This is a genomic window from Reichenbachiella sp. (assembly GCF_033344935.1).
GTDB lineage: Bacteria > Bacteroidota > Bacteroidia > Cytophagales > Cyclobacteriaceae > Reichenbachiella.
This window is the reverse complement of sequence record NZ_JAWPMM010000001.1, coordinates 2002858-2024230: the sequence shown is the minus strand read 5'-3', so window position 1 is coordinate 2024230 and position 21373 is coordinate 2002858. Positions and strand designations below refer to the sequence as shown.

Annotated in this window: 13 protein-coding genes; 5 read left to right on the top strand and 8 right to left on the bottom strand. The window is 40.5% G+C overall.

Going from position 1 to position 21373, the window contains the following annotated elements; translation table 11 throughout:
* Nucleotide 1: 1 nt before the first annotated feature.
* The 6 genes from R8N23_RS08675 to R8N23_RS08650 all read right to left on the bottom strand — a co-directional run bounded on the left by R8N23_RS08675 (nucleotide 2) and on the right by R8N23_RS08650 (nucleotide 12238).
* On the bottom strand, nucleotides 2-2278 hold the full coding sequence (locus R8N23_RS08675) for a heparinase II/III family protein (protein WP_318171191.1): 2277 nt from the start codon (nucleotides 2276-2278) through the stop codon (nucleotides 2-4).
* On the bottom strand, nucleotides 2275-4563 hold the full coding sequence (locus R8N23_RS08670) for a polysaccharide lyase 6 family protein (RefSeq protein ID WP_318171190.1): 2289 nt from the start codon (nucleotides 4561-4563) through the stop codon (nucleotides 2275-2277). The genes R8N23_RS08675 and R8N23_RS08670 overlap by 4 nt, the downstream gene beginning before the upstream one ends.
* Nucleotides 4564-4705: 142 nt before the next feature.
* The gene (locus tag R8N23_RS08665) at nucleotides 4706-6667 is read right to left on the bottom strand and encodes a PKD domain-containing protein (protein WP_318171189.1); all 1962 of its coding nucleotides are present in this window, start codon (nucleotides 6665-6667) and stop codon (nucleotides 4706-4708) included.
* Nucleotides 6668-6678: 11 nt separating this feature from the next.
* On the bottom strand, nucleotides 6679-8106 hold the full coding sequence (locus R8N23_RS08660; protein WP_318171188.1) for a RagB/SusD family nutrient uptake outer membrane protein: 1428 nt from the start codon (nucleotides 8104-8106) through the stop codon (nucleotides 6679-6681).
* Nucleotides 8107-8124: 18 nt separating this feature from the next.
* Entirely contained in the window at nucleotides 8125-11262 is a 3138-nt protein-coding gene (locus R8N23_RS08655) for a TonB-dependent receptor (protein WP_318171187.1), read from the bottom strand.
* A 211-nt stretch (nucleotides 11263-11473) separates the two neighbouring features.
* Complete coding sequence (locus tag R8N23_RS08650; RefSeq protein ID WP_318171186.1) at nucleotides 11474-12238, bottom strand: FadR/GntR family transcriptional regulator; 765 nt, start codon at nucleotides 12236-12238, stop codon at nucleotides 11474-11476.
* 358 nt (nucleotides 12239-12596) lie between these two features.
* Here R8N23_RS08650 and R8N23_RS08645 point away from each other — a divergent pair, with 358 nt between their 5' ends.
* A complete protein-coding gene (locus R8N23_RS08645; RefSeq protein WP_318171185.1) occupies nucleotides 12597-14567 on the top strand; it encodes a polysaccharide lyase family 7 protein in 1971 nt (656 codons plus the stop codon).
* Nucleotides 14568-14653: 86 nt separating this feature from the next.
* On the opposite strand, the gene R8N23_RS08640 is transcribed toward R8N23_RS08645, so the two are convergent.
* On the bottom strand, nucleotides 14654-15991 hold the full coding sequence (locus R8N23_RS08640) for an RICIN domain-containing protein (protein ID WP_318171184.1): 1338 nt from the start codon (nucleotides 15989-15991) through the stop codon (nucleotides 14654-14656).
* A 378-nt stretch (nucleotides 15992-16369) separates the two neighbouring features.
* Nucleotides 16370-17404, bottom strand: a complete 1035-nt coding sequence (locus R8N23_RS08635; protein WP_318171183.1) for a LacI family DNA-binding transcriptional regulator — start codon at nucleotides 17402-17404, stop codon at nucleotides 16370-16372.
* A 168-nt stretch (nucleotides 17405-17572) separates the two neighbouring features.
* Between R8N23_RS08635 and R8N23_RS08630 the strand changes: the two genes are divergently transcribed.
* The 4 genes from R8N23_RS08630 to R8N23_RS08615 all read left to right on the top strand — a co-directional run bounded on the left by R8N23_RS08630 (nucleotide 17573) and on the right by R8N23_RS08615 (nucleotide 21328).
* Complete coding sequence (locus R8N23_RS08630; protein ID WP_318171182.1) at nucleotides 17573-18619, top strand: sugar kinase; 1047 nt, start codon at nucleotides 17573-17575, stop codon at nucleotides 18617-18619.
* Between the two features lie 94 nt (nucleotides 18620-18713).
* Complete coding sequence (locus tag R8N23_RS08625) at nucleotides 18714-19934, top strand: 6-phosphofructokinase (RefSeq protein WP_318171181.1); 1221 nt, start codon at nucleotides 18714-18716, stop codon at nucleotides 19932-19934.
* A 4-nt stretch (nucleotides 19935-19938) separates the two neighbouring features.
* Nucleotides 19939-20613 (top strand): bifunctional 4-hydroxy-2-oxoglutarate aldolase/2-dehydro-3-deoxy-phosphogluconate aldolase, encoded by a 675-nt coding sequence (locus R8N23_RS08620; protein ID WP_318171180.1) that lies wholly within the window; start codon nucleotides 19939-19941, stop codon nucleotides 20611-20613.
* Between the two features lie 277 nt (nucleotides 20614-20890).
* Nucleotides 20891-21328, top strand: a complete 438-nt coding sequence (locus R8N23_RS08615) for a hypothetical protein (protein ID WP_318171179.1) — start codon at nucleotides 20891-20893, stop codon at nucleotides 21326-21328.
* Nucleotides 21329-21373 lie beyond the last annotated feature (45 nt).

The window sequence follows — 21373 nt, the reverse complement described above, 5'->3', positions numbered from 1 at the left end:
ATTAATCGTATTTTTTAAAATCGTAAATCCCTTTCCATTCTAATAGCCCCTCTGAAGTTTTCACTCCATGTTTGCTTGCTTCACTGCTATCCGCTAGTGAAAAAGCAAACTGATAGTTTTCGCCAGTTTTGAGTGTGAATCCAACTACCACATATAATGCTGATTGATGCAATACTTCTAGTTTAGCGACAGAAGTGAATGAGTTTATCGGGCGCTCTGATGCGTAATCATAGCTACCATGTGCTTCATAAAGGCTTGCGAAAAGTGTATTACCACCCTTCCTACGATGGATCAAACCAGGATCTCGTCTAAGGTTAAAGTTCGGGTCATTGGCCCCAATTCTTGTAAGAATCACCTCATCTCCAGCTTCAACTGCAGAGGTAATCGTATAAAATTTCTTACTATTGAACCAAGTCATACTGAATACATCACCCACCAAACCTGTCTGTGCTTCTGCCCACAGATGCTGATAACCGTCATTCTGTCCTAGTGGGCTGAGGTCGTTGTTGGTTTCAAACTTCTGATTAGAAGACATGAACTCTCCCATATAATAAAGTGGCATGTCATACCTAGTCCCTTCTGGTGCTTGCACTGAAAACAAGTCTATCACCAATGGATTTTCTAATTCTTCAATATCTACTACAGCCATAGTTCTTTGCATTTCTATGTTCTTATAGGCGTTCAGTTCCTTGGCACTGGCAATCTGCACTGAGCCCTCACCTAAGAAGTAATAAGGAGTTCCAGAAGTTTTGTCTGCCTCCCTGACATTCCCGTCAAAATGGGAGTCTTTATCTACTACAAGCGTGTTATGAGCTACTGTTTCTTTCGCCCAACTATGGTTTTCTTTGAGATAACCTCCTCCATCTTTATGCTCTATATTTACCCAGCGTGCGGCGCCATAGTCCTGAATCACTTCGCCCGTTTCGTCATACAATAAGAAGCCCAAACGATCGAAGTGACCATGCCCCATTCCGTGTTTTGCATATTTCATCATCAAAGTCAAGTCTTCCGACCGAATGATTCCAATAGCTCCTTCGTCACCATTAGCCCCATCAGTCAACTCCAAACTTTTGTATTCAAACTTTTGAGCCTTACCTTCTGCTATTCCTTTTGCTGAAGCCATGCCTGTGTTATTCAATGGCACTCGTCCTTGTTGTTCTACAATTGACAATAGTCCAGGATCATTACCTCCAAACGCATAAGCCATACTTACAGCATTTACCAATTCTCGAGAAGCCAATGACATTCCTTTTTGCGAATCGTTGATCGGGAAAAATTCTCCTGCAGAATTAGTCTGATTGATCAACGCATAAATGGCTTTAATAAGGAGGCCATTTCTGTATTCTAATATTTTAAGTTCCGGTTTCTTGTTAGCCAAAGCCTGTGCAAAAATCAAGAATGGATACATCGCATATCGCTGATAGTATGGCCCTTCGGTATAATAGCCATCTGGAGAAAAAGAGTGATCTATCTGTGCTAAGAACCCTGCTTCCTTTTGTCCATCCAATTGTATATCGCCCCCATCGTTATCCTTAATAATATCACCTGGCACCTGAATATCCAATCCATACAGCGCCCAGTTGATCAGTTCTTCGTCCTCCATAACCAAGCCAATCATACCTACGGCAGCATTTCCCCAAGTACTGTGGTTGTGAATTCGATTAAAAAACTGTGGGTTCTCAATAGAAATATATTCAGCATAAGGTCTGAATAATTCCTTATTCAATTTTTCACTAGTGGCTACATCCAACCAGTCATAGATACAATCGTATCCCTGACTAGCATACACCAACCAGTTCGCATCATTCAAACATTGCCAAAAGATCTTACCTCGAGCATACGATCGCTCTGCTGGATGCTTTCCAATGGTAGGCCACATTTCAGCGTAAGCTAAAAGCATATCCCGCACATAAATTGCGTACTTTTCATCCCCAGTAATCTGAAACAAGACTCCTGCCTTTTGGATGATAAAAAAGTTAGACTTATGTCGCTCGTGCGTATAACCACCTGCCAAATCTTTCGGAACTGGTACTTCAATACCATTGGTAATTTCTGAATCTACTTCAGTGATTACCGCCTCCAATGTTTGATCAAAAAGAGGTGCTTTGCCCAAATTGGCTTTGATGTCAGCAACACCAGCCGCTGTAAGTACTAAACTTGGATGTTTGTCAGATAGGAACTGTTGTGCTGTCTTTTCTTCTCCTCCAACACAAGAGAAGAACGACAGAACAACAGCCACACTAAAACCTATACTGATATAACAAAACTTTATCTTCATAGTGCTGACCCTAGTTTTTCACCATCACTACCTTTGGCATTCTTAGCCAATTTGAGATTGGACAATGTGGCTGTTTTATCGCTGATGGCCAGCTTTGATTGGTCGATATTACAATCAGATATCTTTGTGATAGGCTCTCCCACCGTATGAAAAATATCGAAAGTCTTAATGTCATCGAATACGGAATTCGATATCATGGTTTTTTGTACGCCATGAAGCGTGAATGACTTACCTCCTTTATTTTTCGGTCCATAACCCACCTTTTCAAACGAACAATGATCAATAAAAAGTAGCGGTCCAAAAGTACTTTCGTCACTTCCTCCTCTGTGCAGGTTTACAATCTCTTTACCTATATTCTTGAATGAGTTGTTATTCAAAATCACGAATTCAGCATTGTAGATGCCAATATCATCAGATTCCTGATTCAACTCCAGAATCGTACCACTCACATCACTGAACTTAGAATTCTCAATGAGGATACTATCTGCGAAAGTGTTCTTATACACTCTAAGGATATTGAATGAATGGTTGACATCCAGATCTCTAAACTCACAGTTGTTGATGAACAATTTGTAATTCTTATTCATGGAATATCGACTAGTTGATACCACTGCGTTGCCAGCATAATCTGGACATTCAGCACCATCTATGACCAACCCTTCCATTTGGAGTGCTCCACCATTTTCTATGACGAATAAGTTTGATTTTTCAAACTTCAAAACAGCACCTTCAGTCGACTGAACCGTGATAGGTACGCTAACAGGCACTTTCTTTTCTAGCAAGTATTCTCCACCAGCCAGGGTGTATACATCTCCTGCCCTAGCATCTTTCATTACATCAAAAAGATTGGCTCCTTCTTCTACAGCTACATTTCTACCATAGCCAAAAGTCTTGCTATTTTTTGGTTTAGTGTACCACGAAGGCCCAGTAGCCTCTTTCGAAACCACTGAAAAGTCTGCTGTTATACCCGCAGTAATAGATTCATCGTTTAGGCTATAGATTCCATTTTGGTTTTTAGTCAATTCTGCGTCTACTCCCTTAAAACCACTAGCTATAGGTTTAATATTGGGACTAATAATATTATCATTAAAACTGATTCCAGAAATATCATCGTAAGCAGTAAACACATCATCCTTGGCTTCATTCCAAAAAATATTGTTTGAAATAGAAGTGGATTGTGGAATAGCACTTCTCTCCTCATCGCTACCCGCACATAGTTGTACATAATCGCAGTTGATGAAGGTATTGTTATTGATTTCCGAATCAATGACCTGATTGTACCTATTGATCGGTGAATTAGGTACTCCGTTCATTACAACCATTGCGCCTCTGAATCTATGTCCTGTCAAGCCGTAGCCGTAATTATTTAATACTTTTTGTTTTTCATTGATAACTCTGATACCACCAGTATGTGGCTTTCCATTACCGAAGAAAGCATTGCTTTCGGCTGTATTTTCATTGCCATGTCTGAAGGTCAATGTCCCTACACATTCGTCGAACACATTGCCTTTGAATAAATTTCCGCATGATTTGTTTGAGATAATTTCATGCTCGCCATCACAACGGTCGAAGTAGTTATTGATGACTTGTGTATTCGAGAAGGATAGCGAATAATGGCTGGTGCCTATTCTCAAAGTCTCCCCTCCGTTGGCTCCTAAGTTTTCTCTTGGACCAAAATAGTTGTGATCGATTAAGTGATTGTTTTCAAGGCTTTCTTGTGAGTTGAGTCTCACAGCCATGGTCACTCCTTTGTTTCCTTTGCCTACTAGGGCGTTGTGATCAAATCGGTTGTTTTTTCCGTACATACCGACCCAATAATCACTTTCATGTCTTTCTGGATTGGAGTAGTTCTCCACCAGTGTTTGGGTTATTCTACAATTGTTCGCTAGTTGGTCTTTTTTGATTTTGAAAGAAATCACTTCAGCAGTAGGTGTGTACCCATTGGTAAAATGCAAGCCACTGACTACTACATATTCTCCAGCTAACTTTAAGTTTGAAGCTCCTGTTAATTGTACTCCTCCTAATGTTTCAGCCATCACCACGATTGGCGCTTCTTCAGTACCATTGGCTTTTATCACCAACTCGGCATCCTTCCATTCGCCGTTGGCCAATATGATGGTATCACCCGGAGCAGCCAGGGAAAGTTTTAGTTTCAATTCTTCAGCATTAGCCACTGAATTTTGAGTATTCACTTTGGACCCACACTCAGTTCCGAACATAACCAGCAACAATAGTAAGCTGAGGGTTACAGGATTAATTAACTGTATATTCTTCAATTCTTTCATTTTTTATTTTGTTAGGATTCAGCTCACGCTGTCCATCCTGATATTATTGATGGATATCCTTTTACATCGATTTTTACAGGGAAATGTATTTTAAAACTACCCGGATATGATTCCGGGTAGTTTTAAAATATTACATTGATATTTAAGGGGCTTCTACAATTGAAGCTGGCAATATTTTGATGTTGTCATAGTATGACTTACCACCAAATGCCCACATCCAAATAGATACTTCACCGCTTACTGGTGCTGTGAACTTCCCTCTAATGGTTCTCCATTGAGGACTATCACTACCTCCACTGATCTCACCATTGGAAATAGTTCCCTGAAGTTCAATTAAGCTAGAACCATCTAAAGAAGCCGCTAACGCATCGGATCCATCATCAAAGTGACCATCCAATATCTCACCGGCTACAATAGTACCATCCGCATTGTTATATGAGAATTCAAGATAATACTCTACACCCGGGCTAAGAGACATCTCTTGATAGGCATATCTGGTATTACCAGTATCCACATTTCCATTAGCATCCACCGCACATCTCGAGGCATCGATTTTTGCACCTCTTGTTTTAGTTTCTGTATCCGTGCCATCATAAGTTTGAAAAGCACCATCACTACTTCCTCCATAAGGAGTAGTACTGGTTTCACCTCCTGAGAAACTAGCAGCTCTCCAATAGTCTCTATCATCACCAGTATCTGTATCTTCAAAATCTCCACCCAATACTTTTGGAACTCCAATAGCAAGTGTAGTTGATTTTTCAACTTCTAGGCCTGTACTACTTGTTGAAGTAAGCGTAACAGTGTAAAACCCAGGTCCACCATTGTAAACATGTGTAACAGTAGCATGTTCTTCTGTAGTAGAGTATTTGAAACCATCACCAAAATCCCAAAGAACACTTGCAGCATTTACTGACTCGTCAGTAAATTCAATTGTGAATTCATTGGCACCTTCTGCAAAAGAAAATTCGGGAGTTACCGGATCATGAATCACAATCACTTCACTCAATTCTCCTGTCAAACCACCTTCACTTTTAACAGTCAAAGTCACAGTATATGTACCAGCTTCAGCATATTCATATACTGGAGATTCTTCTGTTGAAGGAGTCGATTCATCACCAAAATCCCACGAATAAGTAGCCGCATTTAATGATTCATTGGTAAAAGTGTATTCCAAATAATTCACATCGCTTTGCGCAACAGTGAAATTCGCAGATGGAGGAACTGCTCCAGCATTACCAATTTCAACTGTGAAATTATCAAATCTCGCTTCGATACCTACAGAGTTGGAGACCATGATAGCCACTTTAGTACTAGTACCAGAGGCAAATGATACTTCTCCTCCTACATAGGTTGACGGATCATCCTGATCATTCAAAGTAACTGCGCCTATCACATGATCTCGTGTATCTTCATAAGTTTGAAAAGTCTCTCCATTGGCAGTAACATCTAATATTTCTACCGTCATCTTACCTGCTACAGCATCAGTCAACGTATAGACAAAAGCAATGTCATAATTAGATTCTGCTTCAACAACCATCTCCTGATAAGCCACTCTTTGTCCGTCGCTTGGCAGTTTACCTCCTTTGGTTTTGTTTCCGTCTGCATCCAACGCACCATCTGATGTGATTTGAATTACAGTAGACCACTCAGCATCCCAAGGATCTCTGGCATCTCCTGTTGCACCATCACCTTCAAATTGTGCTTCCAAAATGACCGGCAGATATGGGCCCTCTTCAACCACCACTGCAATAGTCGTGTCGCTAACTACGCCCAAACCATCAACTGCAGTCAAGGTAACGTCATATGTTCCAACTGATGCATAAGTGTAAGAAGGATCAACAGCTGTCAAAACACTGTCTGGAATTTCAACATCAACTCCAAAGTCCCACTCATAGCTTAGCGCTTCTACAGACAAGTTTGTAAACTTAATCTCTAAGAAATTCTCCTGAGAAGCGTAAGAAAAACTAGCTGCCGGTGGTATATCATCAGGCATAGAACCTGGACCCGGTAGTTCTTCAACACATCCGTAGATAATTCCTAGGGCCACCAAGCCAAAGAACAGACCTGATACCTTATTTAAAATTATTTTTAATGAATTTTTCATAATCAAAGATTTTAAGGGTTTTGAGTTAATAGACCACCACTTTGGTTAATTTCTCTTGCAGGGATTGGGAGCAGTAAAGCTCTTGCACTGTAGTCTGAATAACCCATATCTGCTGCATGTGCACTCAAAACTGCATCAGCAACACCGAAACGTAGCAAGTCGAAAAACCTATGGTTTTCAAATGCGAACTCTACTCTTCTTTCTAGCAACAAATCATCTTTTGAAATAGCTGTTGCAGCGGTTAATCCTGCACGGCTTCTTATCGCATTAAAAGAAGACAATGCTCCTGCACTACTTGTAGACCCAGAGGTTCCCAAGATGGCTTCCACATGCATTAAAAGCACATCAGCGTATCTAATCACAATCCAATCATTTCCAGAATTTCTTGCATTTCCACCATAATCATTAGTCCAATCATTACCGTCCGGTAAGAATTTCGCTACTTCTATCGATCCTTGAACATTTGTAATACTTGTTGCAGTTCTATTACCACCATAAGCATTAAGATCATTGATCAAGTTCGTGTTCGGCATATTAAGACCATCCTGTAACCCTTGACGAACTGCAGAAGTGAATTCTGCTGAAAATCCCTGGCTTTCTAATGGATCTCCAGAGGCATATTGAATGGCCCATATCACCTCATTATTCAATTCAGAATAGAATACATCATTGAAATTAGTCATCAAAGAGTAGTCACCTCCATTAATAATGGCTTCACACAATACTTGCGCATCTTGATAATTAGGCGTTGGTTGAGACAAGTAAACCTTAGCCAACAATGCTTGTGCTGCTGCCTGAGAAGCTCTCGCTTTGTGTGAATTGTCCAGTGCACCAACTGCTTCTTGCAAATCAGCCACAATCTGAGCATAAACAGTAGCTACGTCCACTCTTGTGTAAAGCACCTCAGTATCACTAGGAAGCGCTACTTCTGTGATCAATGGCACCGCACCGTACAATCTAACCAGGTTGAAATAAGCATAAGCTCTTAAAAACTTGGCTTCAGCTGTATAACTCGCTTGATTACTAGCATCAGCAATATCTATAAAGGTCAAGATATTATTCGCTCTAAAGATAATATCATACATAGATGCCCAATAATCTTCAGACTGCGTGTTATCCGCATCAGTAAGATATCTGTGAAAATCAGCTCGTGATCCTTCAAGTGTCGCACTTCTTGTGTTATCTGAGCGATGCTCAGTTAGTAGGTATTCGTATTGAACCCCTCTGTTGTAAGCTCCATCACTACTTTGAGTACTTTCGTTTACTCCCTGAATCGCATCATATATTCCAACGATACCAGATAGTACATCTGCATCTGTTTGAAAGTATGAATTACTTGTTACTGCAGTTGTGGGTATCGGATTTAGAAACTCATCCGTATCACAAGAGAATAATCCTACTCCCGTCACCGCTATTATTATATATTTTATAAATTTCATAGTCTCTGTCTTTATAGATTAAAAATCAACATTTAGACCAAAAGTCATAGTTCTAAAGAGAGGAGATCCTGCTCTTTGAGACCCATAAGAAGTAGGGCTATTACTATTGTCGATATACTCTGGGTTGAAACCAGTGTACTCATCCTTTGTGATGTAGAAAAGGTTTTGACCCGAAGCATACACTCTTACTCCACCCAATCCAATTTTAGCTACTAGTTCTTTTGGAAGTCTGTAACCAATATTCACATTTCGTAGAGAGAAATAATCCGCATCTTGAACCACTTGGTCAGTCAATACTTTTTCTTGAACAAAAGAAGTATGTCCAATAAGTCCATCATCAACTAACTGCTGAGGACTTGTTGTCGCACCTTGCCACCAAGTATAGAAATATTGATCACCGATATTTTTAACCTGTGCGCCGTGACTTCCCTGGAACATGAATGAAAAATCAAAATTTCCAACTCTGAAATCATTGGTAATACTCCAGATCAATTCTGGATAAGGATTTCCAAGTTTCGTTTTATCAGCATCAGTAATCACACCATCACCGTTCAAATCAACGACAATTACATCTTCACCTTGTCCGTTAATCGGCACTGAAGGAGTAGTTACATACTCATCTGGAATAGGATTACTTCTATCTACTACATAACCGTAGAATGTTGAAATTGGGCTACCGACTTCATTGATCCATTGAGAATTTCTTCCGAATGTATCCTCTAATAATTGTCCATCTGAATCACCAAATGCTGTTAATTCATTTTTGTTTGTAGATGCGATTAAAGTAGTGCTCCATGCAAATTTGGTTTCAACAACATTCTTTGTTCTCAACTCAAATTCAAATCCTGAATTCTTTACTTCACCTAAGTTTACAATTGCACTATTGAAACCTGTTCCATATGATACTGGATTTAATAACAATAGATTATCGCTCACTCTGTCATAGTAATCCACAGAACCTGTAATTCTATTTCCTAAAAGTCCATAGTCCACACCTACTGTCAATTCAGCTGACGCTTCCCATTGCAATAAGCTATTGGCAACGTTTCGAGGTGTGAAACCACCAGTAACTGTATTATCTACCACAGCATTAGCTGGGTTCAACAACGCCAAGTATGGCCACGTATTTACGATATCATCGCCAACGCTAAAGTTTTCTGATCCAGTACGACCATAACTTGCTCTTAATTTCAAAATGCTAAGGAAATTGTTTCCAGCCATGAATCCTTCATTGTGAACATTCCACCCTGCTGATACAGCTGGGAAATTACCCCACTTCGAATCTACTCCAAATACAGAGCTACCATCTCTTCTGAATGATGCGTTCAATAGGTATCTATCATTGAATGCATAATTCACTCTAGCAAAGTATCCGATTTTTCTTCTTACCAAATTCACGTCTACCTGCTCAGATACTGAAGTAGCACCAGCCAAATTTTTAAGCAGGTCATTGCTATATCCAGTTCCTACTACTTCATTGTAATCAGTAGTTCTCTGCTGAACAGTTAAACCAACCATTGCATTTAGATCATGATCACCAAAACCTTTGTTGTAAGTAATGAAGTTATCAGAAATCATTCTTGTTCTATATCTATCCTGCACAAAATACTCTGCAGCATTACTATGGTGGTAGTAATTACCGTCCCAACGACTTCTTTTTCTTTGATCCAATGTGAAGCCGAAACGAGTTTTGGCAGTCAGACCTTCAATGATCTCGTAGCTCAAGTAAGTAGCTCCTAACATGGCAGTTGTAATATCATAATGCTCTCTTTCCACATACTGCGCATATGGGTTTTGATCACCTGATGTTCTAGCAGTAGCATCTAAATCACCATCGCCATCTACATCCATAGGGCCGAAATGATCTTCTCTGGCATAATCACCTGGAATAAGGTCCGGGTAATATTTCGCTCCATCAGGGTCATCCTGATTCACCAAAGCCAATGTTTCTTCCGTATGATAAATTGGCAACCAAGGAGATTGTCTAATTGGGTTATGTACCGAAGTAGGCAAACGTCTTGTCTTGGTATATGAAGGAGTTGCATTGAATCCAAACTTTAGCTTGTTATTCAACTTAGTGTCTATCTTCACAGATCCAGTGAACAACTTAAAATTATCAGTAATCACTACACCTTCATCTTCCAAATACTTCAAAGACACACTAAAAGTAGTGTTCTCATCTCCTCCTCTTGCAGATAAAGCATGGCTTTGGATAATTCCACCATCAAAGAACACGTCCTGCCAATCACGATCCAAACCTCCTGCTGCCGCAGAAATGATTTGAGCGTGTTGAGTCTGCTCACTTAACTCTCCATTTTCTGCCATTTCTTTGGCTGCCCAATCAGAAAGACTCTTTTTATATTCATCACTTCCAAAAGCTTCTTTATATCCAATAAAGGTTTCATAGCTAAACTTTGTTCTTCCAGCTTTACCACTTTTTGTAGTGATCATGATCACACCATTTGCACCTTCACTACCATAAATAGCTGCTGATGCAGCATCTTTTAGCACTTCAAATGAAGCAATGTCGTTCATGTTCATATTTCCTAAGAAATCAGAACTTACTACCACTCCATCCACAACCACTGCTGGTCCTGAATCCGCTGTAATTGAACCAAATCCTCTAATGGTAATAGTAGGGGCTGCACCAGCTTCTGCACTAGTAGCCTGAACATTTACACCAGACACCTGACCTATAAGAGCATCATCTACCCTTGCCACTGCGATCTGATCTAATTTGTCATTCTTGACCTTGGAAATAGAACCTGTCAGTGTAGATTTTTTCTGAGTACCATATCCAACTACGACAACCTCTTCTAGTTGTGCTATATCTGGAGACATCGAAACATCAATTGTAGATCTTCCACCTACTGATACGCTTTGCTTTAAATAACCAATGAAAGAAAAATCTAAAACAGCATCTGTAGGCACTTCTAATGCATACTTTCCATCAATATCAGAAACTGTTCCTTTCGTTGTTCCTTGCACTAGGATTGTAACTCCTGGTAATGGTTCGTTCTCTTCAGAGTTTATTACCCCTGAGACTTTGATATCTTGAGCGAATACCGGAGTTATTATCATTACATTCAACGCCAACATCATCAGCATCAAATTGAGCTTCTGGTAGCGTTTAGATAATAGTAAAATGTTTTTCATTTTAAATGATTTTGTTCACACTTAGTAAATAGTATTTGCTGATGCGGGTAGGTAAAAAAGACACTCCTTTACTACAGAATTGCAGTATTTGGTTATCTTTGGATCAGCAATTGATCTCTTCAATGAAATACCGATGGCCAAATTGATATTTTAACATTGAGTGATCGATCCCGCGATGAATGGGTTGACCCTTGGTTAATCCATTCTTTTTTTATGTCCCTGTCAATCCTCCATTAACTTCTCCTTTTTTATTGTTATATAATTGTTCTACTTGTATCGTTTTAGAATAATCAAGAATATCCACTAAATGCCCTCGCATTTCCTCCGCTACAGTCTCTCTATCTTGATTTTTAATTGCTTCCAATATTTTTTCGTGTTGCTCTACCGCTTTGTTTGATCTTCCCTCTCCACACACATCGTGTTGTTTGAAATAAGAAAGAATATCAGGTGTGATGATCAACATCAGCGATTTGAGTACTGAATTTTTGCTAGCCTCAGCTATTTTCAGGTGAAACATCAAATCTTCCTCTACGGCGTGGTCCGCTTGCTCTATTTTGGCTCTGTGAGCAAATAGTGCTTTTTCAATTTCTCGTATATCGTTGCCTGTTCTGTGCTCTGCCGCCAGCACTGCACTATTCACTTCTAGAATTACACGAGTTTCTACTAAAGAACTGAAATCATTCCCCTCTAACTTGAGTACATCGGAAATCAAACCTTCTAAAGCTGTAATCCCCATACCGGCCACAACCGTTCCACTTTGGGGAAGAGTTTTAAGAATACCATAGAACTCTAGCTTCTTGATAGCATCTCTCAAATGTGTTCTACCAACTCCCAACACATCGCAAAGTTTCCTTTCTGATGGAAGTTTATCGCCAGGCTTTAATTGACCAGAAGTGATCAGTTGTTTGATTTGGTTAATGATCTTATCAACCGGTGTTTCAATAACTATCTGACTAAAATTCTTAAGCAATTCCATTGTTATATGTTCAAATCATTGTTGATTGGTCGACCAATTTATTATAAATATTTTAAAATGCAAAATAATGCATGAAAAAAACTGCCATTCAGCAGCTCATCAAAAAATTGATACTACGACCTAAATCCTTACTTACGTCACTTATAAGCTCTTTTTCATACAATTACCACATAAATATTCTCTCAAATCAGAATTCTAAGTCTTCCTATAAAAGACTTTATAAGCACTGATCAACCAGTTCCAATTTTCACTTTCAGTTGTTTAAATAGCTTTAATCGGTCTTAATTGTAATTGGTTTACCAATCATTAATCGACTAACGGTGACCTATCTAAACATTTATTCACAAACTAGAACAAAATGAAAAACACGTTTAACAAGCTATGTAAGGAGATTATTGCTTCTTCCTTAGTACTATCTGTGATTTGGCTCGGTGCTTGTCAGGAGGAAGACCTGGGAGTTGCCTTAGCCAACATCGAAAATGTAAAAATGGCTGCAGGCGATCAGGTGAGCCTTAGCAACCCTGGCTTTGAAAGTAGCTGGTCTGGTTGGAATGATACTGATCCCTCAGCCCTATCGAGCGACTCTCATTCAGGATCAAAATCTGCTAAGATCACCGGATCTAGCGGGAAAGTAGAGCAGTCAGTTTCTGTTTCACAAAACACCAATTACGTTTTGACCGCTTACGTCCTAGAAAAAGGAACGATTGGCGTCATTGCAGGAAGCAATGATTACAACGATGGCGGAGATTATGATGATTGGACTGAAGTTTCAGTTTCCTTCAATTCGGGCAGCAACAGCTCGATAATCATCTATGGTAAGTATAATGGAGGCACCGGTCGATTTGATGACTTCGCTCTCATAGAAGGCAGTGGGTCTGGAGGATCAGGCGGTGAAAATGGCAAACTAATAGTATCATCTGTGTCGGCCAGCGCAAATGATGGTAATGTTCCTGCCAACACTTTGGACGGAAACCTAGGTACCCGTTGGTCAGCCAACGGTTCCGGACAATACATTACCTATGACTTAGGAAGCATTAAAAGTGTGAGCAGTATGAAAGTCGCCTGGTATAAGGGAGATCAACGAAGCTCATTCTTCAAAATCAGAGCCGGAAATACCACCTCAACGTTATCCGATGTATTCAATGCCCAATCGAGCGGTAGCAGCGGAAATACAACGAGCCTGGAAACTTACTCTTTTGATGCTGTGAATGCGCGCTATATCCGGATCACCGGCTTCGGTAATTCGAGCAACAGTTGGAACAGCATCACTGAAGCTGAAATCTGGGGTGAAACTAGCGGTGGCGGTGGAGACACTACCCCTCCTGGGTCAGTTTCTGGACTAAGTGCAACCGCAGGTGATGGACAAGTGAGTTTATCCTGGACTAATCCTTCGGATTCAGATTTTGATCACGTCGAGATTTCTTACAGCGGGGGAAGCAGCTCTACCTCATCATCGAGTCAATCGATCACAGGACTAACGAATGGCAACTCATATACTTTCAGTGTGGTTGCTTATGATGATTCTGGCAATGCATCTTCGAGCCAATCCGTTAGTGCTACTCCTCAAGGATCTGGTAATGGCGGCGGTTCTGCCGATGTACCATCTGACTTGATGGCCAATTGTAATCAATGGAAAATCACTTACCCAGATGGAAGCGAGGACAAAACGCTTTGTGGCGAAGCAAACAACGAATATTATTTCGTGAGTGACAATCAAGACGCTATTGTATTCAGAGTGCCAATTCGCAGCAACAATGGATCTACACCAAATTCAGACTATATCAGATCAGAATTGAGAGAAAGAAAAGCAGATGGAAGCTCTGATATTTATTGGACTACTACCGGCCAGCATGTAGTCTATTCCAAGCAAGCCATTACTCATCTTCCTATCAACAAGGATCATTTGGTAGCTACTCAAATCCATGGGAATAAATCTGATGGAATTGACGACGCCATGGTTTTAAGATTAGAAGGCTCTCACTTGTTCTTGAGTTTTAATGGAGGAAATCTCCGAAGTGATTTGACGATCAAGACCAATTACACACTGGGCACTCAGCATGAAGTCATATTTGAAATCATAAATGGTAAGCACTATTGCTACTATAGCGAGGACGGAAATTTGGCCAATGCCTATAACAGTGGCAATGCGTCAAGTTATTTGGTAAAAGATGGTAGTAATGACCATGTGATGGACATTGATTATGATCAGACCTATTTCAAAATAGGCAACTACACGCAAAGCAATCCAGACAGAGAAGGCAGTGATACAGACGACCCTAATAATTATGGGGAAGTGTATGTCTACGACTTCTGGGTGCTACACAACTAATACTTAAAAAGCGGTCGATTAATAAATGAAGAAGGCTGCCATGTACGTGGCAGCCTTTAATTTTTAATTAGATTAAGCTACTAACATTAATGCGTCACGCTCAAGCTTTTAATAGCTACAACAGCATTAGAACCATCATAGCTAGCTCCTTGCACGGACTGCATATAATCACCTACCTTAAAATAATTGTTTGACGTGTCGTGCCCACTCATGGACTGACTGAATACTTGCGAACCATTTACATAGAAGCGTACGACGCTACTATTATAGGTCAGTTTGAAAGTATATTCCGTATCAAGCGAATAGCCTGTGTACGTTTTACTCCCACCTTGTAGTTCTTCAGTCACATACCCACTGATTTTGAGCTTCACAGCACCAGAGGTTTGATTTGGAGTTCCGAGGAATTGTACGCGGATGACATCATCCACAGAATCTCCATCTCCATGAATCTGCCCGAAACATGTGACTCCGCTGTTACCATCAGCACTTTTGCCCAAGCGGTCTACTCTGGCAGTCCAAGTCATGGTATTGTTGCCACTAGAACCACTCCAAGCAGCCAGGTCTCCACCGTCTAATTCTCTCAATTCGACTCGAGGATTGCCTGACCCACTCGAACTAGGCTGACCTCTATAGACCCTGAAATAAGTCCAAGTGCCATCAGTCCAGAAATAGTTGTTGTCCGAATAGTTGGCAAAAGTCTTACCTGTGGCATCCAGCACATCATCACGATAAGTGGAACTGGATGGACTACCGGTAAATCCATTGAGCTTCCAATCATCCATGGAAAGCCCTAGGTTTTGACCTGGAGTCTCGGAGCCTCCTCCACCTCCACCGGATGATCCTACCTCTTCAAACAGCCAATGCTGATTTTGATTAGAGGTATTATAAGTCCACTGCCAAATTCGAGAACCATTGGCCGTCTGACCCGTACCATCTAGCGCCTTACCACTATGCCTGGCTTTGATCATATAGTAGCCATTGCCAGCACTATGAAATGTAAATTGCTGGTTAGTTCCGCCGCCGTAGGCCCATTGCTGCAAATAAGCTTTGTTGGCTGTACTTTTATCGGTCACGTCAAATGATTTGCCGCTTTCCTTGCTTTTCAATCGAAAATAGCCACCGCCAGTAGAGATAATCTCCCACTGCTGATTTAGACCGCCATGATGGGTCCATTGATGCAGTTTTCCACCATTGGAGTGGCTATATCCGGCTACATCAATATACTTCCCACTTTTTCGATTTTTAATGAAATAGGTTTTTGAAACGGTTGGTACCGCAGATCTTTCATTTTTGATCTCCGTAAATTCAGGTTCAGACAATACGTCTTCCTCTGCGCAACTAAAGGTAATCAAGGCACAAAAAAGCACCCCGACCACCAGTACAAATGACTGATTAAACGTCAGTAGTTTTAGGTTTGAAAACATGATAATTGGTTTAGTTAAAAAATGATACAACTCTGGCCGATTAATAGTTGAATTATCATTTTTTGGTATACCAATTTAATATTTAATAATAATTAAAGAAAATTGATCTGAACAGGCGCACCAATACCCTTAGCCTATTATTATTAATAGAAGTTAAAATACGTGTTTTTAACCCAAAATCGTGGAAATCTGAGACAGACTAAGGAGAAAAATATTGTAAAAAATATTGGTCGACCAATTTAATTTTAATCGAATTCAATGAAATTATATTCACTTCATACAATTACTTCGAATCAACAATCAGTTAAAAGAACGACCATATTAAGCGGTCGGTACAATTAAACCAAAGAGGTAAATCACAACAGGTTCAAAGTCAAATTAATTATCAGCGAAGGCTACGTTTTCCCTGGTCAAAATATCCAAGGGCATAAACTGGGTGTTCCGAACTTCTGCGTTCAGAATCAAATGCCTATATAGCGTCTGAATGCTTAATGCGCCTTGGGTTTTAGGATTTTGATGAATGATGAACTCGATTTTACCATCTTCCAATCCGGCTAAATTTTTTGAAACCAAATCATAACCTACCAAACGGTACGACCTAGCTGCCCAAACCGAAGCTGCTTGTTTCGCTACTTGATGCGAGCGTGAATTCGGCACGAAAATCAAAGCCTCTTTTCCTTTCACCGATTCAAACCATTCTTTTAGTGCTGCTTCATCTAACCCAATTTCTACTTCTTTTATACTCGATTCATCTAAATTTTGCTCAGCATAATATTTCTTGAAACCTTTGATGCGTTCATCGATGGTTTTATTAATACTATCGTAATCACGGAATTTGATGATCAATGAATTACAATTTTCCGGATGACCGATATTCAGTAGTTTGGCTGCCAGATAACCACTCTGTACAGAGTCCTGACCTATGAAGGCGAGTGGCTTCGCACTTTCCAGATTCGAGTCCACAAATACATAAGGTATTTTGGCGGCATCAAGTTGTCCACATATAGTGGTTGCTTCATTCTCCAATAGCGGTGCCATCACTACGGCATCAGGCATAGACTGCAAGGCCAATTCTGACTGAGTAACAAAAGAATCTTCGTTCTGCCGATCAAAAGTATAAAAGTCCAACTGTACGCCAAGAGATGCATACTCAGCAGCTGCTGACTCAATACCAGCTCGCTGTGTTTTCCAATATTCATTATCCTGCGGAAGGATGATCGCAAAACGATGCGTTTTGTTCAACTTCAAATTTCTTGCAAATACATTGGTAGAATAATTTCCCTCCTTTGCAATTTGTTTGACCAGCTTTTTGGTTTTCTCAGCCACTTCACCCCTATTGTGTAGTACTCGATCCACGGTTCCTACTGACACTCCAGCTTTCTTGGCTATCTCTTTAATCGTAATTCGTTTCATGCGGGGCAAATATTAAAAAAAATGTTCGAATCGTTTTGTAATCGTCAGCAATATACTACATTTGTAATCGTCGTTAACGAACACGGCTTGAAAATCCTTCAATTGAGGGATTTATTTTTCAAAAGTTCCGTTAACGAGCACGGTAAAAGCAAAAATTATTAAACGATTATGAAAAAGGTAGTAACATTCGGAGAAATCATGCTGAGATTAGCTCCACAGGGTTTTTTAAGATTTTCTCAGGCCAACAACTTCGACGTAGTGTATGGAGGAGGTGAGTCTAACGTAGCAGTATCATTGGCTAACTATGGTGTAGATGTTGACTTCGTAACACGACTACCAAAGAATGACATCGGCGAATGCGCCATGATGGAAATGAGAAAAAGAGGTGTAAACACCAGCAACATCATTTTCGGTGGCGATAGATTAGGTATCTACTTTTTGGAAACTGGTGCTGTGAGCAGAGGATCTAAAGTAGTATATGACAGAGCACACTCTGCCATGTGTGAAATTCAGCCAGGCATGGTGGATTGGAAAGAAGTATTCAAGGATGCTGGATTCTTCCACTGGACAGGTATCACACCTGCCATCTCACAAAGTGCGGCCGACGCCTGCCTAGAAGCGGTAAAAGTAGCTTCTGAAATGGGTGTGACTGTATCTACAGATTTGAACTACAGAGCAAAGCTTTGGACATACTGTGATGCAAAGAAAAGAGAAGAAATAATGACTGAGTTGACTTCGTACTGCGACATCGTGTTGGGTAACGAAGAAGATGCTGAAATGCACTTTGGAATTAAGCCAGAAGGCATCAGCGTACAAACAGAAGGTCACAATGTAAAAGGAGAAGCTTTCTTGTCTGTATGCAAGCAGATGATGAAAAAATTCCCAAAAGCTAAGAAAGTAATTACCACGTTGAGAGGAAGTATTTCTGCTTCTCACAACACTTGGGCTGGCGTATTGTACGACGGAAACAAGCTATTCGAAACACGTCAATATCAAATTACTGACATCGTGGATCGTGTAGGTGGAGGAGATTCATTTATGGGAGGATTGATCTACGGATTATTGAAATTCCCTGAGGACGATCAGCACGCACTTGATTTTGCGGTAGCTGCATCTTGTCTAAAACATACTATTAAAGGGGATGCTAATCTGGTAACGGTAGCAGAGGTTGAGAAGCTGATGGGTGGAGACGCATCAGGTAGAGTAGCCAGATAGTACGATTCAGAAGAACGGGCGATCTATATTTTCCTAGAATATTTAAACCGGGATCGCCCTTCTTTTTTCCCACATCCAAAACTAAAATAACACAATGTCCAAACCATCCATAGCGATCGTATGCGGAGGAGGCCCAGCACCGGGTATCAATACTGTGGTGAGCACCGTAGCCAAAACCTTCTTAAAGGACGGCTACCGCGTGATCGGCGTGCATGGGGGCTATCAGGGCATTTTGTCAGACGATCCTCAAATCACTGATTTCGATTTTGCCTATGCCGATCGAATCTTCAGTAGAGGTGGCTCTTCTTTGGTGATGAGCAGATTCAAACCCAAAGACTCTGATTTCAACACCAGGTTTTTCACAAACTATAACGTAAAACTTTTGGTGACCATAGGTGGAGATGACACCGCCAGTACTGCCAACCGATTAGCCAAATTCTTAAAGAAAAGTGAATTGGACGTGAAGAATATTCATGTACCAAAAACAATAGATAATGACTTACCCCTACCCGATCGGAATCCAACTTTCGGATTTCACTCGGCCAAGGACGAAGGCGTAAAGATCGGCAATACGATCTACGAAGACGCCATCACAAGTCAAAACTGGTTTATCATGTCAGCCATGGGAAGGTCGGCAGGACATCTGGCTTTCGGGATCGCCTCGGCCTGTCACTTTCCCATGTTGATTATCCCCGAGATGTTCAACAAGACCAAGATCACGCTCGACAAAGTGGTCAATTTGATCATTTCTTCCATGCTCAAGCGAAAACTGGAGGGCATCAATTATGGTGTTGCGTTGGTCAGTGAAGGGGTGTTTCACGAGATTGATGAGCAAGAACTCAAAGACTCTGGAATACTATTTACTTATGATGATCATGGTCATCCAGAGCTAGGAAACGTGAGTAAATCCAATATCTTTAATGTATTAGTTCAAGAGAAACTAAAGACATTGGGCATTCAAATCAAAAGTCGCCCAGTTGAGCTAGGTTATGAATTGAGATGCTGCAGACCGATTGGCTATGATTTGACGCTTTGTACCCTTTTGGGCACAGGAGTAAAAAAACTTTTTGATGAAGGAACAAGTGGCTGTATTGTTACTACCAACTCACGAGGAGATATTAAACCAATGTTCTTGTCTGAGTTTGAAAACAGCGATGGTGTAATTCCCCCTCGTTTGGTAGATACAGATGCTGAAATATATAAACTCAGCTTGCACAACTTACATTTTATAGAAAATAACGATTTAGCGAAAGCGAAAACCATAGTAACCGACCCTGAAACATACGAATTCAATACAATATTAAACTGGAATTAAAATTATGGCACGATTTACAAGAATAGAAGTAGCGCAGCAGATGGGGGCCACCGGGATGGTGCCTGTGTTTTATCACAAAGACATCGAGATCTGCAAAAAGATATTGAAGGCCTGTTACGAAGGCGGAGTAAGAGTTTTCGAATTTGTCAACAGAGGCGATTTCGCTCATGAGGTTTTCACTGAATTGAACAAATGGGCAGCCAAAGAAACACCTGAGTTGATCTTAGGTATTGGGTCTGTGGTAGATGCAGGCACTACTTCTTTGTACATTCAAAATGGAGCCAACTTTGTAGTCTCTCCTATCTTGAATGCAGACATGGCGAAGGTTTGTAACCGTAGAAAAATCGCTTGGTCACCAGGCTGTGGTTCATTGACTGAAATCTCTTATGCTGAGGAATTAGGCGCTGAGGTGGTAAAAATCTTCCCTGGTTCTCAGGTAGGTGGACCATCTTTCGTAGCTGCCGTAAAAGGCCCATTCCCATGGAGTAGCATCATGCCTACTGGTGGTGTAGAGCCTACTGAAGACAACCTCAAAGGCTGGATCAACGCTGGCGTGCACTGTGTGGGTATGGGATCGAAATTGTTCGTGAAAAACTCCGAAGGAGAGTACGACTATGCTGGATTAACAGCAAAAGTGAAAGCTACTTTGGCTTTGATTCAGAAGTTGAGAGAACGTTAAATGGTTTGGTTCGTGGAGACACGAACCATTGCTGTGTGCTTGTTGGTGACAACACCAACTGACCATACGAAAGAAAAACGATTAGTGTGTTTATTACGATATAGTCCATTGCCCGATGGATTATGCATCAATGAAAAGACCCTTGAGAGAGGGTCTTTTCTTTTATCCAACCAAACCTTATAGGTTTTCGAAAACCTATAAGGTTTAATAAACATATCCTTTTCATAAGTCAACCGTTATATGCATTTTTGAGCAAGCATTTGAAATAAGAAGAAGAGTGATCAAAATAGAAAAGGGAGAGCGGTACTGGAACATTGGTTTTGCACTATTTTCTATTTTATATGTCGGATATTTATTCGATTTCGACTATCTGTCAAGGATCGATCCTCCGCTTGAGTTTTTCACCATCATTACCAACCCCCTTTCTGCCGTTTTTTATCTAGGTGCTTCTTTGATTGCCTTTAGACACAGTTACATGTTGATGAAATTTGTTGCTCAGAAAACGCATCAGCTCACACTTCCATTCATCATCATCTTTGCTTTTGTTTCTGTTGGAAGTATCCTATTGATTTATTTGAGTTTTGGATTTGATACCTCTGCATTGACCTATCCATTCGAATGGTACGTGATGGTCGGTATGGAATTTATCGTGCTTTTCTGGTTGCTAATGATCGAGGTGCAACTCATTCAAAACCTAAAAAAAAGCCCCAAATAAACTATCAGGACAAATGACGGGTAAATGTCGGGTAAGATTCAAATC